Source organism: Sphingomonas sp. BT-65 (assembly GCF_026107375.2).
Lineage (GTDB): Bacteria > Pseudomonadota > Alphaproteobacteria > Sphingomonadales > Sphingomonadaceae > Sphingomonas.
Genome location: NZ_JAPCIA010000003.1, coordinates 107,932 through 133,240 on the forward strand (window position 1 = coordinate 107,932; position 25,309 = coordinate 133,240).

Here is a 25,309-nt window from a genome sequence, read left to right on the forward strand (position 1 = left end):
AATCTGCGATGCGGGGTGATTTGTGACGATTTTGCGACAGCCGACCCGGGCCGGGGTACGCGACGCGGCGGCGAAGGTGGCGGCGATTCTCCCGCCGACCCCGCTGCTGGTGGCGGACATCCGCGGGATTCCCGTGATGTTCAAGGCCGAATGCCTGCAGCCGATCGGCGCGTTCAAGATCCGTGGCGCGTGGCACCGGCTCACCGCGATTGCGCCCGAGCACAAGGACAAGGGCGTGGTCGCCTTCTCCTCGGGCAATCACGCGCAGGGCGTGGCCTGGGCGGCGCGGCGGCTCGGCATGCCCGCGGTGATCGTGATGCCCGCCGATGCGCCGGCGGCGAAGCGCGAGGCGACGCTGGCGCTGGGCGCCGAGGTCGTCGCCTATGACCGGATGAAGGAGGATCGCATCAAGATCGCCGCGCATCTCGCCCATGCCCGCGGCGCGACTCTGGTGCCGCCGTTCGATGATCCGTGGATCATCGAGGGGCAGGGGAGCATCGGCATCGAGGTGCTGACCCAGGCGGCGGAGATGCGGCTGCCCGATCCCGGCCAGGTGGTGGTGCCGTGCGGCGGCGGCGGGCTCGCCGCGGGCGTGACGCTGGCGCTGCCCGAGGCGCAGACCATCATCGTCGAGCCCGAGGGCTGGGACGATATGTGCCGCAGCCTCGCCAATGGCTGGATCGAATCGGTCGGCGATTCGCCGCCGCCGACCGCGTGTGACGCGCTGCAGACCTTCCAGCCCGCGCAACTCACCTTCGACGTGCTGTCGCGGCGCGATGCGAGCGGGGTGACGGTGAGCGAGGCCGAGGTACGCGATGCGCAGCGCTGGGCGGCGCGGCGGCTGCGGCTGGTGGTCGAGCCGGGCGGATCGGTAGCGCTCGCCGCGTTGCTGGCCGGGAAGGTCGATCCGACACCGGACACGCTCGTGGTGCTGTCGGGCGGGAACGCCGATCCGAAGGCGTACGCGAAGGTGCTGGCGGGGACGGACTGAGCGTTCGACCGGTTGTCGAAGTGACGGAAAACGCGGTGTTCGTGGGAGATGCGCCGGGACCGCGGCAGGTTCGCGCCTGCGACTCGGTGGGCAAGCGCCGAGCGCGCGGCAGCGGTGCGGGTGTCGGAATAGGGAGATACTGGCCGGTGTTCCACCGATCAGGATAGATCAGATGAATTCCAACATTGGAAGAGGCAGGTGGGTTTTGCGGCTGGTTAGGTAACGAGGCGGTTGCAGAGCTTGGCAATTCAGTGGTCATCCGGGCTTTGTGCCGGGATCCACCGGGAGGCGAGTTGGAAGCAAGAGGCTCCATCGCACCATTCGTGGCACCGTGGATCCCGGCACGAGGCCGGGATAACGGAGAAGAGAAGCGGCAGCTAGCGCCCAACAGCGGACATTCGCGATCACGCCTGGACTTCCTGAAACAGGTCGCATCCTCTAATTGAGGGAGAGCATTGTGCCGCGCCATTTGGATGACCCCGCATGCTGAAAAATATTCTGCGCTCTGCTCTGACAAGACCGGGTGGTCGTGTGCGCTACAAAGATTAGGGGCGGTTCAGTTGCGGACATCCATATTTGCTCTCGCCACGCTCCTCAGCCTCGCGGCCTGCGACAGCCCCGGAAGCGGTGGCGGCGGTGGCACGCCCACCCCGACACCGACCCCCACACCCAATTCAGCGCCCATTTTCACTTCCGCGACGACCGCCAGCATTCTCGAGAACAACACCGGTACCTACGCGGCCGTCGCAACCGACCCGAATGGCGATCCGATCACCTATACGATTTCCGGCGGCAACGATGCGGCGCGCTTCAGCATCACGCCGGGGGGCGGTGTCAACTTCGTCGCCGCGCCTAATTACGACCTGCCAGGCGATTCCAATCGCGACAATATCTACGAAGTGCAGGTCCGCGCCAGCGACGGCACGCTCGCGAGTACGCTGGACGTGCGGATCGCCGTCGCCAACAGCACCGAGGGTATCGTCGTCGTCAACAATAACTGGGCATTTTTCCACCGAAAGCCACTTCTGCTTGTCTCGCATCCCGCTGCCAACAACGCATTTTTTATCGGCGGAAAGGACGGCACGGTCTGGCAGCACCGCACTAATAGCGATGAAGGTGGCGGCAGCTTCCTGCCTGCCGGCGGGTCTGGTGACGGCGAGGAGGAGATGGGTCAGCTGGGGTTCGTCCCGCTTTTCAACTATGCAACGTCGGGCTTCGCGCTCCAGCACAGAACGCTGCCGGACCATTCGTCCGAGATCGTCGAGGTCAACCGGGATGGCCGTGCGCCTCGCCGGCTGATGCTGATCCCGCGCCAGTTGCAAAGCCCGATCAATTACGCCGGCTGGATGGCGTTCGGACCTGACGGATATCTCTATGTCGGGACGGGCGACGGCGGCGGCACCGGCGATCCCTTCGACAACGCCCAGAATCCGAACAGTCTGCTGGGCAAGATCCTGCGTATCCAGGTCGATAGGTCGAGCGGGACCACGGTCTTCGCGCCCGCGCCCGGCAATCCGTTCATCGGCGGGGGCGGCAATCCCTATGTCTTCGCCATGGGGCTCCGCAACCCACGCCGCGCCAGCTTCGATGGCAACCGGCTGATTATCGCCGAAGTCAGCGAAAGCGTAGCTGATGAGATCAATGTCATGCCGATCGACCAGCCGGGCATGAATTTCGGCTGGCCCTTTCTGCAAGGGACCACCCCTTACAAGGGCGTCGCTCCCACCGGCCTGACGGCACCCGTCCTGCTGTATCCCCACACCGCCGGCCGCCGCGCCAATTCGATCCTAGGTTCAATCTTGGGCGGCGTCGTCTATCGCGGGCCCATCGCCTCGTTGAACGGGCATTACGTGTTCGCCGACTATCTGCTCGGAAACGTCTACAGCATTCCGGCAAGCCAATTGGTGCTGGGTCAGACTTTGCCGTTCACCAGCGTGGAGAACCGCACGTTGGACTTTGCAATTCCACAGCAAAGCACGGAAGCTCCCTATTTCCTCGAGGAGATTTCCAGCTTCGGGCTGACACTCAGCGGCGATCTCTACCTGCTGGATTTCAAGGCACGCGCCGGCGATGGGCCCTTCGGGGAAATCCACCGGGTAGCCGCCGCGCCTTGACGGCAAGGCCCAGAGAAAATCTTCTGGTCCAGACGCAAAAGCCCGCACGGCGAAGGAACACGGGCTTTTTTTGCAAGCAAGTCACACGCGCGGGCGGGGCGCGCTACCCGTTCCCTCTCATGATCTGAATGACGTCCGGTGCACACTTGCGGACGTTTAACGTCCGCTTCCCACCCAATAGCGGAAATCGACGACGGCATGCCGTCCTCACCCCACGAACGCGCGCTCGATCACATAGTGGCCCGGCTTGGCGTTCGAGCCCTCCTCGAACCCGAGGCCATCGAGCATCGCGGAGAGGTCCTTGATCATCTCCATGCTGCCGCACAGCATGATGCGGTCGGTCTCCGGGTCGAGATGTTTGGGGCCGCCCATCTGCGGGCCGAACAGCGCGCCATTCTCGATCAGCGTGCCGATGCGCTGGTTGGTCGGGAAGGGCTCGCGCGTCACGGTGGGGAGATAGCCGAACTGGAGCAGCGCCTGGTCCTGCACCAGCGGGTCGCCGGCGAGTTGCGCCTCGAGCTCGGTGCGGAAAGCGAGGTCGCTGACGCGGCGCACCGAATGGACCAGCAGCACCTGGCCGAACAGGTCGTACACGTCGGGATCGCGCGCGAGGCTCAGGAACGGTGCGAGGCCGGTGCCGGTCGACAGGAAGAACAGCCGCTTGCCGGGCAGCAGCGCGTCGGTGACGAGCGTGCCGGTGGGCTTGCGGCCGAGGAAGACCTGGTCGCCGGGCTGGACGAGCTGGAGCCGCGAGGTCAGCGGGCCGTCGGGCACCTTGATCGACAGGAATTCGAGTTCCTCGGCATAGGCAGGGCTCGAGATCGAATAGGCGCGCAGCAGCGGGCGGCCCTCACCCGGCAGGCCGAGCATGACGAACTCGCCCGAACGGAAGCGGAAGCTCTGCGGGCGCGTGATGGTGAAGCTGAACAGATGCTCGTTCCAGTGACGCACGCTGGTCACGGTCTCGACCGTCAGCGCCGCCGAGGGGGCGAGGGGGATGTGGTTGCGGTCACTCATCACTTCAGGTTCCAGTTTGCGCCGACGGGCTGAGGCCGATTGCCTCCAGCGCCGCCGCCGCGGTTTCGATCGCGAGGTGGAGCGCGGGCGCACTCTCCGGGGGCACGATCATCCCCAGCATCTCCCGCATCTCGCCTTGGGGCCGGCGCGGCGCCTGCTCGAACAGGTCGAGCAGCAGCGCCTCGTCGTCGCTGACGCGGCTATGGCCCGGGGCGCGGAAATAGAGCGGTTCGCGCGCTTCGCAATGAAGAATTGCCATGGCCATCGAAAAGGGCTGCAATGCCTCCGCCGCGCTCCAGCGCGTGAACCCCTCGATCAATGCGTTGCACGGGCAGATGCGATGGCCGACCGCCTGCACCCAACCGCGCAGCGCCCAGACGAGGAACCGTCCGCCGAGATCGAGCGACGAGACGCTGCGGTCGAGATAATGATACACGGGCGCTCCCTTCCGCGCCTTCCTAACGATCGGCTATTGCGAGTCAATCGCAATTATATCTTGGCTCGACGCGAAGGCCCGCTTTGGGCATGGGTTTGGCCATGCAGGAACTTCCCACCGCCGGCGCCACCGTCCTCGCGCTGCTCATGCTCGCCGCCTTCGCGTTGGCGTGGGGCGGTGTGTGGTTCATCCGTAAGGGTGAGCGGCAAAAGGGTGTGCTGATGATCGTCTGCGCGCTGGTGGCGCTGGGGAATGTGCTGATCTGGACGATTTAGGGCGGCGCCGATCGTGACGGGACCTTAGTCCTTGCAGACGCTCACCAGCCCCATCGTCATTGGCGCCCCGCCGAAATTCGGAAAGACCTGGTTCTCCACTTCGATCCGCTTGCACGGCTTGCCCTGCTTGTTGAGGAGGCGTTTGGGTGCGGCACGGCGGGTCGCCTGGGCGGTCTGCCGGTTCTGGGGGCTTGGTCCCGGGCAGACGCCCTCGGCGACGAGCTGCCGATATGCGCGGTCCGACTCGACTCTTGCCCAGGCCTGCGCCGCTGCCTTGCCGCTGGTCCGCAGCCGCTGGCGATATCCGTTCATCAGCCGCTGCTGCTCGGCCTGCGAAAGGCTGTCCGGGGAGCAGGGGCGGGAGGTTTTCTGAGCCACCGGCTGCGCGGCACCGCCCATGCCCGGCGCCCCAGCCTGCGCCTCCAGCGCCAGACTCGCCAAGCCGGCGAACAGGATCATCTTCGATGTGGCGTACGCCATGCGCGCGCTCCCTGGAGCATGAGCTGCCGGAATGATGCGACAGGGGCATTGCGGAAGCCAACGCCTGCCACACGCGTCACCGTGCAAGTCGCCCGGTTCGACCGATCAATCCAGATCCGGCGCCTGCCGGTTGCTCGCGGCGATGGCCGCGGCCCAGTCCGCATCCTGCGCCTCGGTTGCGCCGATATCCTCCAGCGCGGGCAAGTCGCCGAACCACGGCATCCGCGCCTCGGTGCCCATCTGCGTCTTGGGCGGGAAGGCGGCGGGATCGTCGAGCGAGCCGATGGTGAGGTTGGTGCGGCTGCCCTTGAGGTTGCGATAATAGAGCGGGGTCCCGCACGCTGCGCAGAAGCCGCGATCGACATGTTCGGAGCTGCGGAATGCGGCGGGCGTGCCGCGGGTCCATTCAAGCGCATCGTTGGGTGCGGCGACTAGCGCGGCGAAGAGGTTGCCCACCGCCTTCTGGCACATCCGGCAATGGCAGAGATGCGCATTGTCGAGCATCGCGCTCGCCCGGTAGCGGACCGCGCCGCACTGGCAGCCGCCCGTTACCGTGACGTCGATGCGCTTCATGGGTCTTCCCTCGCGACAAATTGATACACTGTTTTGATGGCCGCACGGCGCGGCGCGGGGTAGCTTTTTTCGACCAACCGACAGGTGCGAGCTGTGCGTATCCGATCGATCCTGCCGCCGCTGATCTCGCCGCACGGCTGATCCGCGACGCCCGCGTGCTGGGCGTCGATCCCTCGCGGATCGTGCTCGCCGAGCATAGCGCGGGGGCGCATCTCGCCGCGCTGATCGGCACCGATCCATATATCTCGCGCGTGCAGGGGTCGGCATGGCGCAGCTGAAAGGCGTCATCCTGCTCGACAGCGCAGCCTATGAGGTGCCCGCGCAATCGGGGGAAGGGCCGGGGATCAACGGGTCAGTCGGCCCAATGCCAGGCGGTGTTTCGTACCGCGTCGGCAATGTGCCGGTCCTCGATCTGATCGAACTCGAACAATTCGTTGGCCGCATCACGGAGTTGCGTGATCTGGTCCGGCCCGATCCGCCGGAGCCGTTCGAGGGTCGGATCCTCGTCGAATACCGAATCATAGACTTCCAGCGCATCCTGGCCGGTTGCGGGAACGATCTCCGCGATCGCCTGGCAGAATTCCCGGCCCCAGGTGACGATGATGTCGGTCGCTTCATGGCTCATGGATCAAACCCCGGAAAGCAAAAGGCCGGAGCAATCGGCTCCGGCCTTCAAACATTTGGTCCTAGCGCGGAACGCCCTCACCGAATCGGCGAGTTGGGGTCGAGCCGCATGTCCAGATACTTGTCCACGCTGCCCATCAGCTGATCCATCTCGTGCTCGAAGAAATGGTTCGCGCCCGGGATGGTGTCGTGATGGATGGTGATGTGCTTCTGGGTGCGCAGCTTGTCGACCAGCTTCTGGACCGCGCTCGGCGTCACCACCTCGTCCGCCTCGCCCTGAATGATGATGCCCGAGGAGGGGCAGGGGGCGAGGAAGGTGAAGTCGTACATGTTCGCTGGCGGTGCGACCGAGATGAAACCGCGGATCTCCGGGCGGCGCATCAGCAGCTGCATGCCGATCCATGCGCCGAAGCTGACGCCCGCGATCCAGGTGGTCGAGGCCTCGGGATGGAAGCTCTGTACCCAGTCGAGCGCGCTCGCGGCGTCGGACAGCTCGCCGATGCCGTTGTCGAACGTGCCCTGGCTCTTGCCGACGCCACGGAAGTTGAAGCGCAGCGTCGCGAAGCCGCGGCGCTGAAAGGTCTTGTAGAGCTCCTGCACCATGCGGTTGTTCATCGTCCCGCCCGCATTGGGATGCGGGTGGAGGATCATCGCGACGGGCGCGCGCGGGCGCGGTGCGGGGGAGAAACGGCCTTCGAGACGGCCTTCGGGACCGGGGATGATGACTTCGGGCAAGAGCTACCTGCTTAGAATGTGGGACGCGCGGTGGCGCGGAAAGTGATGCTGGCTATATAGTCGGGAAGCCCCCGCACGCAATTTCAAACGAGTCCCGCCCTGACCGAGCGCATTTATCTGGACCATGCCGCGACTTCGCAGATGCGCCCGGAGGCGCGAGAGGCGATGATCGAGGGCATGCTGCGCTGGGCCAATCCGTCCTCGCCGCATGCCGAGGGGCGCGCCGCGCGCGCCGCGCTGGAGGAGGCGCGCGAGCGGATCAAGGCGGCGCTGGGCTGGGAAGGACACGTCATCTTCACCAGCGGGGCGAGCGAGGCGCTGCGGATCGCGCTGCGGCGCGCGAAGGGGGGACGGCGCTGGCACAGCTCGGTCGAGCATGACGCGGTGCTGCGCGCGGCGCCGGGTGCCGGGGTGCTGCCGGTCAACCGCGAATGGGATGTCGATCCCGATGCGATCGAGGATGCGCTGGCCGCGGAAGACCGGCCGGTGATCGCGATCCAGTGGGTCAATCCCGAGACGGGCAAGGTCCAGCCGATCGAGCTTTATGCCCCGATGATCGAGGCGGGCGGAGGGGTGTTCGTGACCGATGCCTCGCAGCTCTGGGGGCTGAACCGCTTCCCGCGGCGGGGGCAGATGCTCGTGATCTCCGCGCACAAGCTCGGCGGGCCGATCGGCGTCGGCGCGCTGCTGGTCGGCGATCTCGGGCTGCTCGAGCCGTCGGGCGGTCAGGAGTTCGGCTATCGCGGTGGCACCGAGAACCTTCCGGCGGTGCTCGGCTTCGCCGCGGCGGTCGAGGCATGGGCGGCGAAGTGCGACGCGGCTGATGCGGACCGGCACCAGGCGCTGATGGACATGTTCCGCACGCTCGAAACCTATGGCGCGCAGCGTCTAACCGGCTATGGCGAAACGGTGAGCGCGATCAGCGCGATCGCGATGCCGAATCTTAGCGCCGCGGCGCAGCTGGTGCGCTTCGACTTGAAGGGCTTCGCCGTGTCGGCGGGCAGCGCCTGTGCCTCCGGCACGCTCAAGCAGAGCCGGGTGCTCGAGGCATTCGGGGTAGAGCCCGAGGTGGCGGCGCGGACGATCCGGGTGAGCACCGGCTGGTCGACCACGGCTGAGGAGATTAGGCGGTTCACCGATACGTGGATCGACATCGCTATGGGGGCAGCGGCGAAGGCAGGATGACCTATCTCGACTATCAGGCAACCACCCCGCTCGCGCCCGAGGCGCTGGAGGCGATGCGCAGCTGGCTGAGCGACGACTTCGCCAACCCGCATTCGGCGCACGCGCCCGGGCGCAAGGCCAAGGCCGCGGTCGAGGTTGCGCGCGAGGCGGTCGCCGACCTGATGCCCGACAATGGCACCGTCAGCTTCACCAGCGGCGCGACCGAGGCATTGAACTGGGCGATCAAGGGCAGCACCGGCCCGATCGTGACGATCGCCACCGAGCATGCCGCGGTGCTCGATACCGTCGCGGCCGAAGCGTGGCGCGGGCGCGAGGTGACGGTGCTGTCGGTGGGCAGCGACGGGCTGGTCGATCTGACCGCGGCGCGCACCGCGATCAGGCCGGGCACGGGCCTCGTCGCGGTGATGCTGGTCAACAACGAGATCGGCACGATCCAGCCGCTCGAGGAACTGGCGACGCTGGCCAAGCAGGCCGGCGCGCTGCTGCTGTGCGACGCGGTGCAGGGCTATGGCCGCGAGATCATCCCCGAGACATGCGATCTGGTCGCGGTATCGGCGCACAAGATCCACGGACCCAAGGGCGTCGGCGCGTTGTGGGTCCGCGACGGCGTGACGCTGGAGCCATTGCTCCACGGCGGCGGACAGGAGCCGGGCGGGCGTTCGGGCACGCTCTCGCCGGCGCTGTGCGCGGGGTTCGGCGCGGCCGCCACGCTCGCCAAGCAGCGCTTCGGCGCCGACCGCGGGCATGTCGCGCAGCTGCATCGCAAGGCCTATCAGGCGCTGGGCGGGGCTGGCTGGGCGCTCAACGGCTCGCAGGGCGAGCGTTACCCCGGCAATCTCAACATGCGTTACCCCGGCCTCGACGTCGCGCGGCTGATGTCCGATTTGCGCGACATCGCCTTCTCGGCCGGCTCGGCCTGCGCCAGCGGATCGGGGCGGCCGAGCCATGTGCTCAAGGCGATCGGCCTGTCCGACGCCGACGCGCGGTCGAGCATCCGGCTCGGCTTCGGCCGCTACACCACCGAGGAGGAACTGCTCGGCGCGGTCGAACGGATCGACGCCGCGGCGCGCGAGCAGAGGTTCGCCGCATGATCCGCGTGCGCTTCCTCACCCCCGACGGCGACCTCGCCTGCGAGGCCGAGGCGGCGCCGGGTGACCGGCTGCTCGAGTTGGGGCAGGCCAAGGGCATGCCGCTCGAGGGGACGTGCGAGGGGCAGATGGCCTGTTCGACCTGCCACGTCATCGTCGACCCGGAAGATTTCGACCGGCTGCCGCGCGCCAGCGAGGAGGAAGAAGACATGCTCGACCTCGCGGTGGGCGCGACGCGCACCAGCCGGCTTTCGTGCCAGATCGTGCTCGATCCGTCGCTCGACGGATTGACGGTCAGGCTCCCGTCAGAACATCGCGATATGCAGGGACGATGATGACACCGACTCGCCGCGACATGATCGCGGGCGCCGCCGCGCTCGCTGCTTTCCCCGCCACCGCGCTCGCGCAGAAGAAGAGCGCGCTGGAGCGCATCCGCGAGGAGACCGGCGGGCGGCTCGGCCTCGCGGTCTATGACAGCGGTACCGGGCGGCGCTTCTTCGACGGTGCGGAAGCGCGATACGCGATGTGCTCGACCTTCAAGGTGCCGCTCGCCGCGGCGGTGCTGGCGCGCGCCGACCGCGGCGAGATCGACCTCGCGCGCGAGATTCGCTTCAGCGAGGCGGACGTGCTCAGTCATGCGCCGGTGGTGAAGGCGAACCTCGCCAAGGGCGCGCTGCCGATCGAGACGCTGCTCCAGGCGGCGGTCGAGGTGAGCGACAACAGCGCGGCGAACCTCGTCTTCGGCCAGATCTCGGGCCCGCGCGGGCTCACCAAGTTCATCCGCTCGACAGGCGATGTGATCACGCGTTCCGACCGCGACGAGCCGACGCTCAACATCGTCCGCAACGGCGAGGTGCGCGACACCACCACGCCGCAGGCGATGCTGTGGCTGCTCAACGCGCTGCTGCTCGGCGAGACGCTGTCGCCCGCTTCCCGCACCAAGCTCATCGGCTGGATGGAAGCCTCGCCCACCGGCAAGGAGCGCCTTCGCGCGGGCCTGCCCAAGAGTTGGCGCGTCGGCGACAAGACCGGCACCAGCGGCGAGGGCTATGTCAACGACGTCGCGATCGCCGTGCCGCCGGGGCGCAAGCCGATCCTGATCACCTGCTACATGGACGCGCCGATGCTGCCGCTGGCCCAGGCCAACGCGGCGCATGTCAAGGTTGGCGAGCTGGTGGGGCTGCTGTTCGCCTGACACCTGCATTTGCCCGAACGTTGCAATCGGGGGAGGTTTCCCCCATATGCGCCGCGGGAGTCGGGCGGACGATGCCGTCGCCAACCCGGTCAGGTCCGGAAGGAAGCAGCCGTAACGATTTTCGTGTCGGGTCGTCCCGGCTCCCACCTTCTCACATCGGCGGGGAATAGTCGGTCAGGCGCATCGTGCGATCCTGGATCTCGCCGACGATCGGGCGGTGCGCGGCCGGGGTCTCGCGCTTGATCCGTGCCCATTCCTCGTCTGCCATGAACGCGGCCCAGGCCGCCTTCATCCGGTCTTCGCTCGGCCAGCGCAGCAGATAGGCGAATTGCGGCTTGTCCGCCGTGCCCGTCTCCCACATCGACACGATCTTGAACCCGTGCCGCTTCATGATCCGCATGGCGTGGTCGCGGAAGCGGTCGTGGAATGCCGCCTTGGTCTGCGGATAAAGCTCGTAGATGCGCAGCTGATAGACCGGCGCAGGGACAACGTGGTTCTGCGCCGGGGCCGGCGCTGCAACTGCGAGTGCGGCAAGCACGATGATTTCTCGCGGCATCCTGCTCTCCTTAGCTGCCGCGAAGGTGGTGGGCGCGGGATGAGCCGTCAACGGCCAGCCAATCGGTCGGCCCCAAACGAAAACCGCCGCCCCGTTTCCGGAGCGGCGGCTTCGTTTCGATCCTGATCGCGGGGATCAGAACTCGTAGCTGACGCCGATCTTGAAGCGCCACACCGACGAGGAGACGTTGATCGCGTTGTCCGTGATGAACGACGAGTTGGCAGCCAAGGTGTCCCCGTTGTTGGGGTAGCTGCCGCCGGTGAAGCCGTTGATGATGTAGCGGCCCTGCGCATCGACCACGCTCGACACGCCGTTCACCGTGGTGGTGCCGAGCGAGGCGATGTCCTGCACGCCGTAGAAGTTGCGGCGGCGCTGGACGTTCCAGCTGTCGTCAATGAAGTTCAGGAAGTTGTCGAACATCCCGTAGAGCTTGATCTTGTCGTTGCGCCCGAAGAGGCGGCCCGGTCCGGGCAGCTCCTGCGAGATCGTGAGATCAAGATCGAAGTACCAGTCATTGGTGCAGCTGTTGCGCGTCACCGTGCGGCCGATGAACTTCTTCGCGCAATCCAGGCTGTTCGCGAACTTCACCAGGTCCGCCACCGCCGTCGCGTTCGACAGCGGCGAGATGTTCGGGTCGTTCGCACCGGTCGGGATGTAGACAAGTGCGTTGTCGTTGCCCGAGTTGGTGTTGTTGAACGCGCCGCCGCCGGTCCAAGTCAGGCTGTACGGACGGCCCGAACGCGCCACGAAGGTGAAGCCGAACGAGGTCGCCAGGTCCGCCACGAACTCGTTCTTGAAGTTCGTCGCGAAGGTGAAGTTGTGCTTGCTCTGGTAGAAGCCCGGCGAGGAGTCGGGGTTCTGACGGTCGAACGCCGCAGTCTGGTCGTAGTTCGAGCCGGCGGTCGAGTTGTACATGTTCCGGCGGTCATGCGAGTTGGTGTACGCATAGCCGAACGACACCCAGGTCGAGCCGTTCTCGACGATCAGGCCACCCTCGAAGTTCTTCGAAAGCAGGAACGACGCGACATGGCTGCGGAAGCCCTTCGAGTTGGTGAGCATCAGCTCGTCGAAGCGGTTCGCGGTGTTGGTGAAGCACGCCGCGTTGACGTTCGCATAGACCGGCGGCGAGCCCGGATTGACCAGGCGGCCGGTGCAGCCCGTCTGCAGCAGGTCCACCGCCGAGTAGATCGGACGGCCGTCGATCGTGTAGCCGTTCAGGCCCTTGCGGGTATCGATCGTCTGGGCGAGGTCAACCAGCGTGAACGGGTTGCGATACTCCGAGTAGATATAGTCGAGGTTCGCGTTCCAGCGGCTGAAGAACCCGCTCTCGCCGAAGTTCAGCTGGGTGCGGAAGCCGAGGTTGGCGCGGATCACCGTCGACATCTTGAGATCCGGGTCGATCGACTGGGTGTTGCCGCGGCCGGCAGCGGCCAGATCGATCGCATTTTGCCGGATGCAGGTCGGCACGCCGGTGAACTGGCCGCCCGAGAGCACCGAGATCTGGCCCGCCGGGCAGCCCGCCGCCTGGCTGTTGCCGGTGGCGAAGCCGCGGCCGTCGTTCTGGAACGCGTTGCCGAACCACACCAGCGGGTCGCCGCCCGAGAAGATGCCGACGCCGCCGACCAGCTGCGAGCGGCTGAACAGCCCCTCGTTGTTGAAGTCATAGGTGAAGCCCACGCGCGGCAGGACCATCGGCTCGAGCTTGCTGAAGCCGTTGCCGTTGCTGAAGCCGTAACGCTGCGCGAACACCGGATTGTGCCGGGGCGCGCCGCCGTCATACCAGTCGATGCGAACGCCGCCGGTGACCTTCAGCGCGTCGGTCGCGCGCCACTCGTCCTGCAGATAGGCCGAGTAGATGCTGCGGTCGAACGCCGCCGCCGCGCTGGTGACGTCGCCGGTCGAGGTGAAGTTGCCGAACGCGCCCTCGGTCTGGCCCGATACGACGTTGGCCGGCGTGGTGCTGGTCTGGTTGTTGCCCAGGCCCGGCGAGAGCAGGCCGGCGCGCAGGTCGTTGATGTTGCGGAAGACCAGCGTGCCCGTCGCGTTCTGCACGAACAGGTTGAACAGGTCGGCCTTGTTCAGCTCGAAGCCGAGCTTGAAGTTGTGGTTGCCAGCCGAGAGCTTGGCGACCGCGCGATACTGCTCGACCGTGGTGCGCAGGTCGTTGGCCGAGCGCGAGATGCCCGGGCCGGCGAGCACCGCGCCGTCGTTGCCGGTGGCGTTGTCGATGCCGACGATGATGCGCGGGATCGGGTTGCCCGACTGCGCCTCGCCGCCGCCGATCGGATCCTGCAGATCCTGGATCTCCGAACGCGAATAGCGCAGCTCGGTCGAGAACTGGTCGGTCCACTGCGAGTAGAGACGGCCCGAATAATAATCGGAGACCGTGCCGCTCTTGTAGAAGGTGTTCGCGCCGATCGCCTGGGGCGAGTTGCCGGTGAACAGGTCGTCCGGACGCACCGTCGATTCCTCAAGGCGCTGATAGGTCGCCTCGAGACGATGCTGGTCGTTGATCTGGAGGTCGGCGCGGACGAAGTAGCGGTCGTTGGTATAGTCGCGGCTGTAGACCAGGTCGCCGGTGTCGATGCCGTAGGTGCTCTGCAGCACTTGGCGGATCTCGTTGAACTGCGCCAGGCTGATGCCGTTCTGCTGGTTGGCATAGCCTGCGCCGGTGGGGCCGTCGTCCTGCGACTGGCCGGCCTCGTGATGCTCATAGGCGCCGTAGATGAACAGGCGGTCCTTGATGATCGGGCCGCCGAGCGCCACGCCCCAGCGCCGCTCCGGGTTGATCCTGGCGACCGGACGGCCGTCGACGGTAGTGCCGCGCAGGTCCGAGTCCGAATATTCGTAGAAGGCGCTGGCGGTATATTCGTTGGTGCCCGACTTGGTGATCACGTTGATCGCGCAGCCGGTGAACTGGCCATAGTCGACGTCGAACGGCGCGAACTGGACCTGGGTCTCGCGGATCGCGTCATAGGGCAACGGGGTCGACGAACGCGACGAGAAGCCGGTGTCGTTGAGGCCGTAGATGTCGCTCTGCGGAATGCCGTCGACGGTGAAGGTGTTGCCGCGGTCGTTGCCGCCGAGGCACGAGATGCGGTCCTGGCCCGAGCCGCCGTCGTCGCGGTCGAGGCTGACGCGCGGATCGATGCGGATCACGTCGCGTACGTCGCGGTTGAAGCTGGGCGCCGCCGCAAGGACTTCGGCGCCGAACGAGGTGCCGGGGCCGACCGCGAGCGTGGTCGCGCGAACGCGACTGCCGGTCACGACGATCTCGCCGCCGCCCGAGGCGAGCGCGAAGGTCAGGCTGGTGTTACCCTGCAGGGTGGTGGTGATGTCGTTGACCGTCTGGCCTTCATGGCCGGCGGCGGCCGCCACGACGGTGTAGGGACCGCCGGTGACCAGGCCGGTCGCGGCGAAGGTGCCTTCGCTGCCCGTGGTCAGCGTGCGCTCGGCGCCGGTGCGGGTGTCGGTGATCGTCACGTTCGCGCCGGCGAGCGGTGCGCCGTTCTCGTCGGTCACGGTGCCGACGATGCCCGAGGTGATCTGTTGCGCGCTCGCGGCGGCAGGAATCACGAGCGCGGCGACGGCCGCACCGAAAAGCAGATGGTTTCGCATTATTGTCCCCTTAGGATCGGCTCTGAAAGCCTGCGCATGCGGCGATATTCGCCGTCTTGCGCCCGCCCATGGGGAGGATTCTTTGCGGGATTGTTACAATTGATTCAAGCCCGTTGTGCGTTGCAAAAAAGCATCACCTGGCGGCGGCGACAATCGCCCCCCATTGCGCCTCGTCGATCACGCGAATCCCCAGTTCCGCGGCCTTTTTGAGCTTCGATCCGGCCCCCGGTCCGGCGACGACGAGATCGGTTTTCGCCGACACCGATCCGGCGACTCGTGCGCCGAGCGACTCAGCCTGCGCCTTCGCCTCGTCGCGACTCAGCGTCTCGAGGCTGCCGGTGAACACGATCGTCTGGCCGCTCACTTCCGAGTCGCGCGCCTCGATCACGAAGGGCGGGGGGGTAACCTCGGCGAGCAGATCGTCCCACACTGCGCGATTGTGCGGCTCGTGGAAGAAATCGGCGAGCGCATGGCCCACCGCGGCGCCGACATTCTCGACCCCGATATGCTCGGCGATCGCCTTGTCGAGCCGGCCCTGGAACTTGCCCGGCTCCTCGCCTTCGTTCGGTGCCATCGCGTCGCGCAGCGCGATCACCTCGTCGGCCAGCGCCTGGATCGCGGGCAGGGTGGAATAGCGCTTGAGCAGGTCGCGCGCGGTGACCGACCCGATATGACGGATGCCCAGGCCGAACAGCAGCCGCACGGCATCGGGCGACCGCTTGGCCTCGATCGCGGCGAGCAGGTTGTCGACCGACTTGTCCTTCCATCCCTCGCGCCCGAGCAGCTCATCGCGATGCGCGGCGAGGCGGAAGATGTCGGCCGGCTCGGCGATCCAGCCGAGCTCGAGGAACTCGGCGATCGTCTTGTCGCCCAGCCCCTCGATGTCGAGCGCGCCGCGGCTGACGAAGTGGCGCAGGCGCTCGTGGCGTTGGGCGGGGCAGATCAGCCCGCCGGTGCAGCGATAGTCGACCTCGCCCTCCTCGCGCGTCGCCTCGGACTCACAGATCGGGCAGTGAGTCGGGAACAGCCAGGCGTCGCGCGCCTCCTCCCGCGTGAGGTTATCGACGATCTGCGGGATCACGTCGCCGGCGCGCTGCAGCACGACGCGGTCGCCGGGGCGCACGCCTAGGCGGGCGATCTCGTCGGCATTGTGCAGCGTCGCGTTGGTGACGGTGACGCCGCCCACCGTCACCGGTTCGAGCCGCGCGACAGGGGTGAGCTTGCCGGTGCGGCCGACCTGGATGTCGATCGCGTTGAGCGTGGTCTCGGCCCGCTCGGCCGGGAATTTGTGCGCGATCGCCCAGCGCGGCGCGCGCCCGACACTGCCCAGCCGCGCCTGCCAGTCGAGCCGGTCGACCTTGTAGACCACGCCGTCGATGTCGAAGGGCAGATCGGCGCGCTGCTTTTCGATCTTGCGGTACTGCGCCAGCGCGGGTTCGACCTGCGCGCAATGGACGAGCAGCGGGTGGACCGGGAAGCCCCAGCGCTCGATCGTCTTCATCACTTCATATTGGGTGGCGCCTGGCACCGCCGAAGCCTCGCCCCAGCCATGCGCGAGAAAACGCAACGGGCGCGACTCGGTAACCGCGGCGTCCTTCTGGCGCAGTGATCCGGCGGCGGCGTTACGCGGGTTGGCGAACTGGCGTGCTTCCTTGCCCGCTTCCTCGGCCTCGGCGAGCAGCCGGGCGTTGAGCGCGAGGAAGTCGTCCTTCGCCATATAGACCTCGCCGCGCACCTCGAACACGTCCGGGGCATCGGCGGGCAGCTCGGTCGGGATATCGTCGATCGTCAGCGCGTTGGGCGTGACATTCTCGCCGGTCTGTCCGTCGCCACGCGTCGCGGCGAGCACCAGCTTGCGCTTCTCGTAGCGCAGCGAGCAGGACAGGCCGTCGATCTTGGGCTCGGCGGTGAGCGCGACGCGGTCCTCCTCGCCGAGCTTGAGGAAGCGCCGCGCGCGCGCGACGAACTCGACCACCTCGTCGTCGGAGAATGCGTTGTCGAGGCTCATCATCGCCTGGGCATGCCGCACCTTGGCGAGATGTCCGGCGGGGGTGGCGCCGACCAGCTTCGAGGGCGAGTCGTCGCGGACGAGGTCGGGAAAGGCCGCCTCGATCGCCGCATTGCGCCGCATCAGCGCGTCATAGTCGGCGTCGCTGATCTCGGGCGCGTCGTCGGTATGGTAGAGCCGGTTGTGGCGCGCGATCTCGCTCGCCAGCATTTCGAGTTCGGCGGCGGCTTCGGCCGGGCCCATTTCTTCAGGGGCGGGGAGCGTGCTCATCGCTCCCCGCTACCGCGCCGTCACTGCACCTTCAACTGGTCCAGCGCGAAGGCGAGATATTCGGCCTGCTCGCGGAAGCGCTCGAAGCGCCCCGACTTGCCGCCATGCCCTGCTTCCATATTGACGCGGAACAGCAGCGGGTGGGTATCGGTCTTCAGCGTGCGCAGCCGCGCGACGTACTTGGCCGGCTCGTAATATTGCACCTGGCTGTCCCACAGCCCGGTGCCGACGAAGATCGGCGGATAGGCCTTCCGCGCCAGCTGGTCGTAGGGCGAGTAGCTGAGCATATAGTCGTAGCTCGCCTTGTTCTCCGGATTGCCCCACTCGTCATACTCGCCGGTGGTGAGCGGGATGGTCGGATCGAGCATCGTCGTCACGACGTCGACGAACGGGACCAGGCTGATGATCGCGCCATAATCCTGCGGCGCCATGTTGGTGACGCCGCCCATCAGCAGCCCGCCCGCGCTGCCGCCCATCGCGGCGACTCGGCCCTGCTTGGCATAGCCCGCCTTCACCAGATATTCGGTGACGTCGATGAAGTCGGTGAAGCTGTTCTTCTTGTTGAACATCCGCCCGTCGTCATACCATTTGCGGCCCATTTCCTGCCCGCCGCGGATATGCGCGATGGCATAGACCATGCCGCGGTCGAGCAGGCTCGGCAGCATCGGCGAGAAGCCCGGATCGGTCGAATAGCCGTAGCTGCCATAGGCGTACTGGAACAGCGCGGCGCTGCCGTCCTTCCTGAAGCCCTTGGCATAGACCAGGCTCACCGGAACCTTGGTCCCGTCGCGCGCGGTCGCCCATACGCGTTCGGTCACATATTTGGCCTTGTCGTAGCCGGGCACCGGCGTGACCTTGAGCGTCTTGCGCTCGCCGGTCTTCATATTCGCCTCGATCACCGTCGCAGGGGTGGTGAGCGAGTTGTAGGTGTAGCGGACCCAGTCGGTCGCGGTCTCGGCATTGGTGCTCAGCGCCATCGAATAGGCCGGCTCGTCGGCTTCGACGAAGTTCGACTTGCCGTCATTGCCGAGCAGCCGCAGGCGCTTGTTGCCGCCCGAGCGCTCCTCGATCGCGAGGTAGGAGGCGAAGGGCTGGAACCCTTCGATGAACGTCTCCGCGCTATGCGGCACCAGATCCTTCCACGCACCTTTGCCCGCGCCCGTCGCACTGTCGGGCACGGTCATCAGCCGGTAGTTGGGCGCCTGCCAGTTGGTGCGGATCACCCAGCGGTCGCCGACATGGTCCGCGCCATAGAGGAAGTCGCGTTCGCGCGGCGCGAGCACGGTGAAGGTCGCGGGATTGTCCACCGGGGCACAGCGCTGCTCATCGCTGACGGTCTTGCCGATGTAGATGCAAACGAATTTCTCCGAGCTCGTCGTGCCGATGCCGAGCGAGAAGGTGTCGTCCTTCTCCTCATAGACCAGCCGGTCCTGGCTCACCGGCGTGCCCAGCACATGCGCCTTCACCCGCTTGCCGAGCAAAGTCACCGGGTCCTTCTCGATGTAGAAGATCGTCTTGTTGTCGCCCGCCCAGGCGAAGCCGGGCTGTGCATTGGGGATCTCGTCGGCCAGCGCCTGGCCGCTGGTCAGGTCCTTGATCTTGAGCACGTACTGGCGGCGGCCGATCTTGTCCTCGGCATAGGCGAGCAGGCGGTTGTCGCGGCTGACCTGGCGCCCGCCGATCGAGAAGAAGTTCGCGCCCTTGGCCATCTCCGGCTGGTTGAGGATGATCTCCTCCGCCGCGTCCATCTGGCCCTTGCGCCGCGCGACGATCGGGTAGTTTCCGCCGGTCTCGAAGCGCGTGTAGTACCAGTAGCCATTGTCGAGATAGGGGACGGTGCTGTCGTCCTGTTTGATGCGGCCGACAATCTCCTTGTACAGCGCCTCCTGCACCGGCTTGGTCGGCGCCATCACTGCGTCGGCATAGGCGTTCTCGGCCTTGAGATAGGCCAGCATCTCCGCGTTCTTCCGCGTGTCGTCGCGCAGCCAGTAATATTCGTCCTCCCGGCTCGCGCCGAACGGCGCCTTCACCTGGTGCGGCTTCTTGGCGGCGACCGGAGGCTTGGGAGTTTCTTGGGCGAACGCGGGACCGGTGGTGGTGAGGCTCAAGATCAACGCGCGGCGGAGCCAGCGGGACATGCGATTCTCCCAGTAATATGGCGGGAGGTGTGGCGCAAAGCTGATACACGGTGCAAGCGGTTACTGGGGATACCGGGTTCCGCTTGAGCACCGCCGCGCGCCGGTGATATGCAGCGCGCCTCCTGGGGAGGGGATTCGTGGACGATACCGCGATGCGTGCGCCGCCGCGCCATTATGAAACGACGCTCGACCGCGCCGGCTTCGCGTTCGCGACGGGCGGCGGGCTCGGCGGAGTCCTGGTCCTCCTGCTCGTCCTCGCCGGCGGGCAATCCGATCCCGCATCCTTGCTCGCAGCCTGGGCGCTTGGCGCATTGTTCGTGACGCTGGGGATCGCCACCGTGGCCGCGCCGTTGTGGTTCGTGCTTCATCTTCTCGGCCGGCGACAGGCGTGGCACGCCGCGGCGCTTGGCGCCGGGCTGGCGATGATCGTGTTCGTCGCCGGCCAGACCTATGGTTTCGGCCTGCTCGACGCGCCACCTAGCGACGCCCGCACCGCGCTGTTCCGCTGGCTCAGCGCGGCCGCGACCAGCGCGCTGATCGCGCTGGTCGCGGCCGGGATCGCCGTGGCGATGTGGCGCGTGGCCTATCGCCCGGCGCGCTGATCTCAGCCCTTCGTCGCGGCCGGGCAGTCGCCGATGCGCTTGCCGATGATCTGGGTCTTCATCGTCATGCCGCCATTGCCGGGCATCCCCGGCATGCCCGACATCGTCGTGTCGCTGGCGAGCTCGTAGGAGGTGCTGCTGAGCGTGCCGGTGGTGGTCGCCTTCATCTCGCCGCCGGTCTGCGGCTTGCAGGTCATCACCGCGTCCACCTTGCCGCCGGCCAGCTCGAACTTCTCATAGGTGCAGCCGTTGCCGGCCTTGCCGCCGAACATCTCGCTGGGCGGCTTGCTGACCATCTCGGGCGTGACACAGGTCTCGGCGGTCTGCTCCGACATCTTCGCCATCTGCTGGCCCATCATGTCGGCCTGCGCCTTGGGCATGCCGGGCACGTCGACCGAGACGAACTTGATCTGGGTCTGCCACTGGCCGGGCTCCATCTTCACGGCATCCTGGGTGGCCTTGGCGACCTGATCGATCGACGCATTCTCCGCCTTCACGGCGGGCTCGGATCCGCCGCACGCGGCGAGGGCGAGAGGTGAAAGCAGCATCAGCGGAGTAAAACGGGACATAAATGGCTCCTGTTTCGTTACGCATCGGGCACGGCCCGTTGCGCATAACGCATGCGGAACAGATTTTGTCAAGAATGTGGCGATGTGTGCCATATTTTTGCCGTATTCATTCTTGTGCGCTCGGTCATTTGTTCTTGATATGTTCCAAAATATTTTGCTATATGATCCGCGGGAGCGGGGCATGGCAAATCTACAGCGACAACCCCTTCGGATCGGGCAGCAGATCAAACTGCCGCACCAGCGATTCCTGGATGCTGGGCGTGAGGCCAAGAACAAGTTCCTGGCGCTCGACTACTATATGTGGACGCATGGTGGGCGGCTGCCGCCAGACCCGGCGAATCCGCCATCGCTGCAGAGCCAGATTCTCGACACTAATTGGAGGCGGCTGAAGGCGAATGGCTATAGCTATCATATCGATATCATCGATCGAACGCGATATAGCGATGGCTATCTATCCAGAACGTCGAAACCACAGCGATCCGGGCGCAATCAGGCGCGTGCGGGTGGGGCGGATCGTCGGCCGACTGACGATGGCGGCCATCTTTGGGCTGCTCGGTTTAACGGTCCCCTCGACAGCTTCAATCACTTCGCTCAGGACGCAAATTTCAACCGCGGCGCCTATCGTGCCATGGAGCAAGAGTGGGATAAAGACCTGCTTGCAGGGCGAAAGGTTTTTGGCAGCATCAAGCTGTTCTATCGCGGCACTTCCAAGCGCCCTTATCGGTGACAAGCAGGTCGTCTATCCGCCTATGGAAGGGATGCACGAGTGGAAAGGCTGACGGGCCGTGAAGAACCCCTCATTTCCGTCAGCTTTGTCAACCGACCCGTCAACCAACCCCGATTGCCTCGCAGCCTGAAGGCCCCATATTCCCGCCATGGCCATCCAGATCCGCACCAGCCTTGCCGAGCCTGAGACCGGTCCCGGCTTCGTCCCGCACCGCCCCAATCGCCCCGAGAAGAGCGAGGGCGGCAAGGCGTTCAAGCTGGTCAGCGAATATACGCCCTCGGGCGACCAGCCGACTGCGATCGCCGAGCTGACCGAGGCGGCGCTGGCGGGCGAGCGCGACCAGGTGCTGCTCGGCGTCACCGGATCGGGCAAGACCTTCACCATGGCCAAGGTGATCGAGGCGCTGCAGCGCCCCGCGCTGATCCTCGCGCCCAACAAGATCCTCGCCGCGCAGCTCTATGGCGAGTTCAAGAGCTTCTTCCCGGAGAACGCGGTCGAGTATTTCGTCAGCTATTACGACTATTACCAGCCCGAAGCCTATGTGCCGCGGTCGGACACCTACATCGAGAAGGAAAGCTCGGTGAACGAGGCGATCGACCGGATGCGCCACTCCGCGACCCGCTCGCTGCTCGAGCGCGACGACGTCATCATCGTCGCCTCGGTCTCGTGCCTCTACGGCATCGGTTCGGTCGAGACCTATTCGGCGATGATCTTCGACCTCAAAAAAGGTCAGGTCGCCGACCAGCGCGAGATCATCCGCAAGCTCGTCGCGCTTCAGTACAAGCGCAACGACGCCGCCTTCGCCCGCGGCAATTTCCGGGTGCGCGGCGACAGCCTGGAGATCTTCCCGTCGCACTATGAGGATACCGCTTGGCGGATCAGCTTCTTCGGCGACGATATCGAGGAGATCACCGAGTTCGACCCCCTGACCGGGGCCAAGGTCGCGAACCTCGATTACATCCGCGTCTACGCCAATTCGCACCACGTCACGCCGGGGCCGACGCTCAAGCAGGCGATGGAGGCGATCAAGCATGAGCTCGCCGAGCGGCTCAAGGAGCTGCAGGCCGAGGGCAAGCTGATCGAGCATCAGCGGCTCGAACAGCGCACCCATTTCGACCTCGAGATGATCGCCGCGACCGGCAGTTGCGCGGGGATCGAGAATTACAGCCGCTTCCTCACCGGACGCCTGCCCGGCGAGCCGCCGCCGACCTTGTTCGAATATCTGCCCGAGAACGCGCTGCTGTTCGTCGACGAGAGCCACCAGACCGTGCCGCAGATCGGCGCGATGGCGCGGGGCGACCACCGACGCAAGATCACGCTCGCCGAATACGGCTTCCGCCTGCCGAGCTGCATCGACAACCGCCCGCTGCGTTTCAACGAATGGGATGCGATGCGCCCGCAGACCGTCTGCGTCTCGGCGACGCCGGGCGGGTGGGAGATGGAGCAGACCGGCGGCGTGTTCAGCGAGCAGGTGATCCGCCCCACCGGCCTGATCGACCCGCCGGTCGAGATCAAGCCGGTCGAGGAGCAGGTGCAGGACCTGATCGTCGAATGCCGCAAGACCGCCGAGATGGGCTATCGCACGCTCGTCACCACGCTGACCAAGCGCATGGCAGAGGACTTGACCGAATATATGCACGAGGCGGGGATCAAGGTCCGCTACATGCATTCGGACGTCGAGACGCTCGAGCGTATCGAGCTGATCCGCGACCTGCGGCTCGGCGTGTACGACGTGCTGATCGGGATCAACTTGCTGCGCGAAGGCCTTGATATCCCTGAGTGCGGGCTGGTCGCGATCCTCGACGCGGACAAAGAGGGCTTTCTGCGTTCGGAGACTTCGCTGATCCAGACGATCGGCCGCGCGGCGCGCAACGTGGAGGGCCGCGTGATCCTCTATGCCGACCGCATCACCGGCAGCATGGAGCGCGCGCTCAACGAGACCAGCCGGCGGCGTGAGAAGCAGACCGCATACAATATCGAGCACGGCATCACGCCGACCACGATCAAGCGCAACATCGGCGACATCATCGCGCATGTCGCGAGCAAGGATCAGGTGACGGTCGAGATCGAGGATGGTCCGGCACACATGGTCGGGCACAACCTGCGCGCGTACATCGAGGAGCTCGAGAAGAAGATGCGCGACGCCGCCGCCAACCTCGAATTCGAAGAGGCCGGACGCCTGCGCGATGAGATTAGATCTCTGGAGGCTGAAGAGCTGGGCCTCCCCCACGAGCAGCGCCGCGCGCCGGTGATGGGCCGCAGCAACGAGGGCAAGCCGGGGACGCGCAAGGGAAGGTTCGGCAAGGTACAGCGCAAATGGAGTGGAGGACGGCGTTGACCGGAACACGCGGTTGAGCCGCCGGAATCCTTCGCCCATAAGGCTCGGCATGCGTGTAATCCTTGCTTTCGCTTCGCTCGCCATCCTCGCTGGTTGCGTAGCGCCTTCGGCCCCCCCGCCGCGGCCCGCTCCGCCGGCACCGGTTCCGGCGCCCGCACCGGCTCCTGCCCCTCCGCCGCCTGCCGCGAGCAGCGACTGGCGCGACTGGCCGCTGGCGCCGGGAGGGTGGAGCTATCGCCAGGATTCGCGCGGCTCGGTCGCGCTGTTCGGGCGGGAGGGCGATCCGGCGTTCACGCTGCGCTGCGACCGTTCGGCGCGCCAATTGCAGCTGACCCGGCGGGGGGCCGCGAGTGGCACGATGACGGTACGGACGAGCTCGACCGCTCGCAGCCTGACGGCGGGCGGCACCACCGACGGCGCATCGGCGTCGCTGCCCGCCAGCGATCCGCTGGTCGATGCGATGGGTTACAGCCGCGGGCGCTTCATCGTCGAGACCGCGCCGCTGCCGCCGCTGGTGGTGCCGGCCTGGGCCGAGGTGCTGCGCGTCGCTGAGGATTGCCGGGGCTGAGGCGCGGCCCGATCCGCGACGCCCAGACCTCCATGAATCGCCGATTTCGCAATGCAATACAAGACTTGTTCTGCGATTCAGGATGATTCAAAAGTGAGTCGTGCCCAGGCCGGGCGCAACGTCTTAACAAGCGAAAGGAGGTGATCCGATGTCTCATGGTTCAGCAATGGGGTCGGTTCAGTTCGTTCGGGAGACGCGCCGCTAAGTCCAACTGCACCCGGTGGAAGCCCTCCACCGGCACGGCGCACGGGGGGTATCCTCCCCCAACCAACGGCGCCAGCAGCGGACAAGCGGCCCGCATGGTCTCCCGGGCTGGAGCTTCCGGCCGCTGACCATGTCGGAGGTCACCGGGTGCCAGAGATGGCCCCGGTGGCCTCTTTCATTTTGAGCGCTGTCGGAGCGCGGTGAGGATATCGTCATGTCGCACAGGATTCTTGTCTTCTACGGCTCGTATCGCGAGGCGCGGATGGGGATCCGGCTGGCGCGCTGGCTGACCGCGCGGCTGGCCGGGCGCGGGTGCGACGTCGAGCTGATCGACGCCAGGGAGGTCGGGCTGCCGATGCTCGACAGGCGCTACATGGATTATGCGCCGGGCGAGGCGCCGGCGGTGATCGAGGATCTGGCGGGCAAGCTGCGCGCGGCGGACGGGTTCGTGTTCGTCGCGGGCGAATATAATTGGGGCATGCAGCCGGGGCTCAAGAACCTGACCGATCACTTCTTCCATGAATGGTTCTGGCGGCCCGCGGCGATCGCGAGCTATTCGGGCGGGCGGCTGGGCGGGGCTCGGAGCAATTCGATGTGGCACCCGACGCTGACCGAGATGGGGATGGTGGTCGTACCCTCGACGCTGACCGTCGCGCAGATCGGCCAGACGCTCGACGCCGACGATGTGCCGCAGAGCGAGAGCGGCGCGGCGCTGGAGCGCGGGTTCGAGCGGTTCGCGGACGACTTGCTGTGGTGGGTCGAGGCGGCGAAGGCGCATCGTGCGCGGGTGGCGCCGCCGTTCTGAATTGGACCGCGCTGTCCGTCATTTATAACCAAATGGGTTTCACGTGGAACGCACGAAGAAGCGCGGAAATGCGCGGGTTGTCGCCCCTGTCAGGTGACGGCGAGGAGGGCGTGGCAAGGTGGGGATGGAGAACAAGTCGATGCCGATGTTTGGTTTTCGGCTTTGGGAGTTTTCACCTTTGCGGTGAAGGAAT

Annotated in this window: 24 protein-coding genes and 1 other RNA gene; 14 read left to right on the forward strand and 11 right to left on the reverse strand. The window is 66.2% G+C overall.

The annotated features are described in order from the left end of the window. Nucleotides 1-22: 22 nt before the first annotated feature. Both OK349_RS18645 and OK349_RS18650 read left to right on the forward strand, forming a co-directional pair. Entirely contained in the window at nucleotides 23-991 is a 969-nt protein-coding gene (locus tag OK349_RS18645; RefSeq protein ID WP_265119426.1) for a threonine ammonia-lyase, read from the forward strand. Nucleotides 992-1,464: 473 nt separating this feature from the next. Continuing rightward, nucleotides 1,465-3,105, forward strand: coding sequence for a PQQ-dependent sugar dehydrogenase (locus OK349_RS18650; RefSeq protein WP_265119427.1), 1,641 nt, complete (start codon nucleotides 1,465-1,467; stop codon nucleotides 3,103-3,105). Between the two features lie 207 nt (nucleotides 3,106-3,312). Here the strand turns inward: OK349_RS18650 and OK349_RS18655 are convergent, their stop codons facing one another. Continuing rightward, nucleotides 3,313-4,122, reverse strand: a complete 810-nt coding sequence (locus OK349_RS18655; protein ID WP_265119428.1) for a ferredoxin--NADP reductase — start codon at nucleotides 4,120-4,122, stop codon at nucleotides 3,313-3,315. Nucleotides 4,123-4,126: 4 nt separating this feature from the next. Continuing rightward, nucleotides 4,127-4,558 (reverse strand): hypothetical protein, encoded by a 432-nt coding sequence (locus OK349_RS18660; RefSeq protein WP_265119429.1) that lies wholly within the window; start codon nucleotides 4,556-4,558, stop codon nucleotides 4,127-4,129. 101 nt (nucleotides 4,559-4,659) lie between these two features. Here OK349_RS18660 and OK349_RS18665 point away from each other — a divergent pair, with 101 nt between their 5' ends. After that, nucleotides 4,660-4,833: a hypothetical protein gene (locus OK349_RS18665; protein ID WP_265119430.1), complete on the forward strand. Its 174-nt coding sequence runs from the start codon at nucleotides 4,660-4,662 to the stop codon at nucleotides 4,831-4,833. A 24-nt stretch (nucleotides 4,834-4,857) separates the two neighbouring features. Here the strand turns inward: OK349_RS18665 and OK349_RS18670 are convergent, their stop codons facing one another. Continuing rightward, nucleotides 4,858-5,313, reverse strand: coding sequence for a hypothetical protein (locus tag OK349_RS18670; protein WP_265119431.1), 456 nt, complete (start codon nucleotides 5,311-5,313; stop codon nucleotides 4,858-4,860). A 105-nt stretch (nucleotides 5,314-5,418) separates the two neighbouring features. After that, complete coding sequence (locus OK349_RS18675; RefSeq protein WP_265119432.1) at nucleotides 5,419-5,886, reverse strand: GFA family protein; 468 nt, start codon at nucleotides 5,884-5,886, stop codon at nucleotides 5,419-5,421. 20 nt (nucleotides 5,887-5,906) lie between these two features. Between OK349_RS18675 and OK349_RS18680 the strand changes: the two genes are divergently transcribed. Further along, nucleotides 5,907-6,164, forward strand: coding sequence for a hypothetical protein (locus OK349_RS18680; RefSeq protein ID WP_306310671.1), 258 nt, complete (start codon nucleotides 5,907-5,909; stop codon nucleotides 6,162-6,164). Between the two features lie 74 nt (nucleotides 6,165-6,238). Here OK349_RS18680 and OK349_RS18685 read toward each other — a convergent pair whose 3' ends face one another. Continuing rightward, nucleotides 6,239-6,511: a hypothetical protein gene (locus OK349_RS18685; protein WP_265119583.1), complete on the reverse strand. Its 273-nt coding sequence runs from the start codon at nucleotides 6,509-6,511 to the stop codon at nucleotides 6,239-6,241. A gap of 77 nt (nucleotides 6,512-6,588) precedes the next feature. Then, a complete protein-coding gene (locus OK349_RS18690; protein WP_265119433.1) occupies nucleotides 6,589-7,245 on the reverse strand; it encodes an alpha/beta hydrolase in 657 nt (218 codons plus the stop codon). A 117-nt stretch (nucleotides 7,246-7,362) separates the two neighbouring features. Between OK349_RS18690 and OK349_RS18695 the strand changes: the two genes are divergently transcribed. The 5 genes from OK349_RS18695 to ffs all read left to right on the forward strand — a co-directional run bounded on the left by OK349_RS18695 (nucleotide 7,363) and on the right by ffs (nucleotide 10,864). After that, a complete protein-coding gene (locus OK349_RS18695; RefSeq protein WP_306310673.1) occupies nucleotides 7,363-8,430 on the forward strand; it encodes a cysteine desulfurase family protein in 1,068 nt (355 codons plus the stop codon). Next, on the forward strand, nucleotides 8,427-9,521 hold the full coding sequence (locus OK349_RS18700; RefSeq protein ID WP_265119434.1) for a cysteine desulfurase family protein: 1,095 nt from the start codon (nucleotides 8,427-8,429) through the stop codon (nucleotides 9,519-9,521). Before OK349_RS18695 ends, OK349_RS18700 begins: the two co-directional genes overlap by 4 nt. Then, entirely contained in the window at nucleotides 9,518-9,853 is a 336-nt protein-coding gene (locus tag OK349_RS18705) for a 2Fe-2S iron-sulfur cluster-binding protein (protein WP_265119435.1), read from the forward strand. The genes OK349_RS18700 and OK349_RS18705 overlap by 4 nt, the downstream gene beginning before the upstream one ends. Next, entirely contained in the window at nucleotides 9,850-10,713 is an 864-nt protein-coding gene (gene bla / locus OK349_RS18710) for a class A beta-lactamase (protein ID WP_265119436.1), read from the forward strand. Before OK349_RS18705 ends, bla begins: the two co-directional genes overlap by 4 nt. Nucleotides 10,714-10,765: 52 nt before the next feature. Continuing rightward, an RNA gene (gene ffs / locus OK349_RS18715) (signal recognition particle sRNA small type) lies at nucleotides 10,766-10,864 on the forward strand. Here ffs and OK349_RS18720 read toward each other — a convergent pair. The 4 genes from OK349_RS18720 to OK349_RS18735 form a co-directional block, all read right to left on the reverse strand. Next, on the reverse strand, nucleotides 10,865-11,269 hold the full coding sequence (locus tag OK349_RS18720) for an NIPSNAP family protein (RefSeq protein ID WP_265119437.1): 405 nt from the start codon (nucleotides 11,267-11,269) through the stop codon (nucleotides 10,865-10,867). 135 nt (nucleotides 11,270-11,404) lie between these two features. Continuing rightward, nucleotides 11,405-14,887, reverse strand: a complete 3,483-nt coding sequence (locus OK349_RS18725) for a TonB-dependent receptor (RefSeq protein WP_265119438.1) — start codon at nucleotides 14,885-14,887, stop codon at nucleotides 11,405-11,407. Nucleotides 14,888-15,020: 133 nt separating this feature from the next. Further along, on the reverse strand, nucleotides 15,021-17,165 hold the full coding sequence (ligA, locus tag OK349_RS18730) for an NAD-dependent DNA ligase LigA (protein WP_265119439.1): 2,145 nt from the start codon (nucleotides 17,163-17,165) through the stop codon (nucleotides 15,021-15,023). A 20-nt stretch (nucleotides 17,166-17,185) separates the two neighbouring features. Continuing rightward, complete coding sequence (locus tag OK349_RS18735) at nucleotides 17,186-19,303, reverse strand: S9 family peptidase (protein WP_265119440.1); 2,118 nt, start codon at nucleotides 19,301-19,303, stop codon at nucleotides 17,186-17,188. A 137-nt stretch (nucleotides 19,304-19,440) separates the two neighbouring features. On the opposite strand from OK349_RS18735, the gene OK349_RS18740 reads away from it, so the two are divergent. After that, nucleotides 19,441-19,905, forward strand: coding sequence for a hypothetical protein (locus OK349_RS18740; RefSeq protein ID WP_265119441.1), 465 nt, complete (start codon nucleotides 19,441-19,443; stop codon nucleotides 19,903-19,905). Nucleotides 19,906-19,907: 2 nt separating this feature from the next. Here the strand turns inward: OK349_RS18740 and OK349_RS18745 are convergent, their stop codons facing one another. Then, nucleotides 19,908-20,474, reverse strand: coding sequence for a DUF3617 domain-containing protein (locus tag OK349_RS18745; RefSeq protein ID WP_265119442.1), 567 nt, complete (start codon nucleotides 20,472-20,474; stop codon nucleotides 19,908-19,910). Nucleotides 20,475-20,655: 181 nt separating this feature from the next. On the opposite strand from OK349_RS18745, the gene OK349_RS18750 reads away from it, so the two are divergent. From OK349_RS18750 to OK349_RS18765, 4 genes are all read left to right on the forward strand, one after another. After that, complete coding sequence (locus OK349_RS18750) at nucleotides 20,656-21,201, forward strand: DNA/RNA non-specific endonuclease (RefSeq protein ID WP_265119443.1); 546 nt, start codon at nucleotides 20,656-20,658, stop codon at nucleotides 21,199-21,201. Between the two features lie 148 nt (nucleotides 21,202-21,349). Further along, nucleotides 21,350-23,539 carry an excinuclease ABC subunit UvrB gene (gene uvrB, locus OK349_RS18755; RefSeq protein ID WP_265119444.1) on the forward strand — a complete coding sequence of 730 codons (2,190 nt, stop codon included), beginning with the start codon at nucleotides 21,350-21,352 and terminating at the stop codon, nucleotides 23,537-23,539. A 49-nt stretch (nucleotides 23,540-23,588) separates the two neighbouring features. After that, a complete protein-coding gene (locus tag OK349_RS18760) occupies nucleotides 23,589-24,107 on the forward strand; it encodes a hypothetical protein (RefSeq protein ID WP_265119445.1) in 519 nt (172 codons plus the stop codon). 418 nt (nucleotides 24,108-24,525) lie between these two features. Next, nucleotides 24,526-25,116, forward strand: coding sequence for an NADPH-dependent FMN reductase (locus OK349_RS18765; protein ID WP_265119446.1), 591 nt, complete (start codon nucleotides 24,526-24,528; stop codon nucleotides 25,114-25,116). The last annotated feature ends 193 nt before the right edge of the window (nucleotides 25,117-25,309 follow it).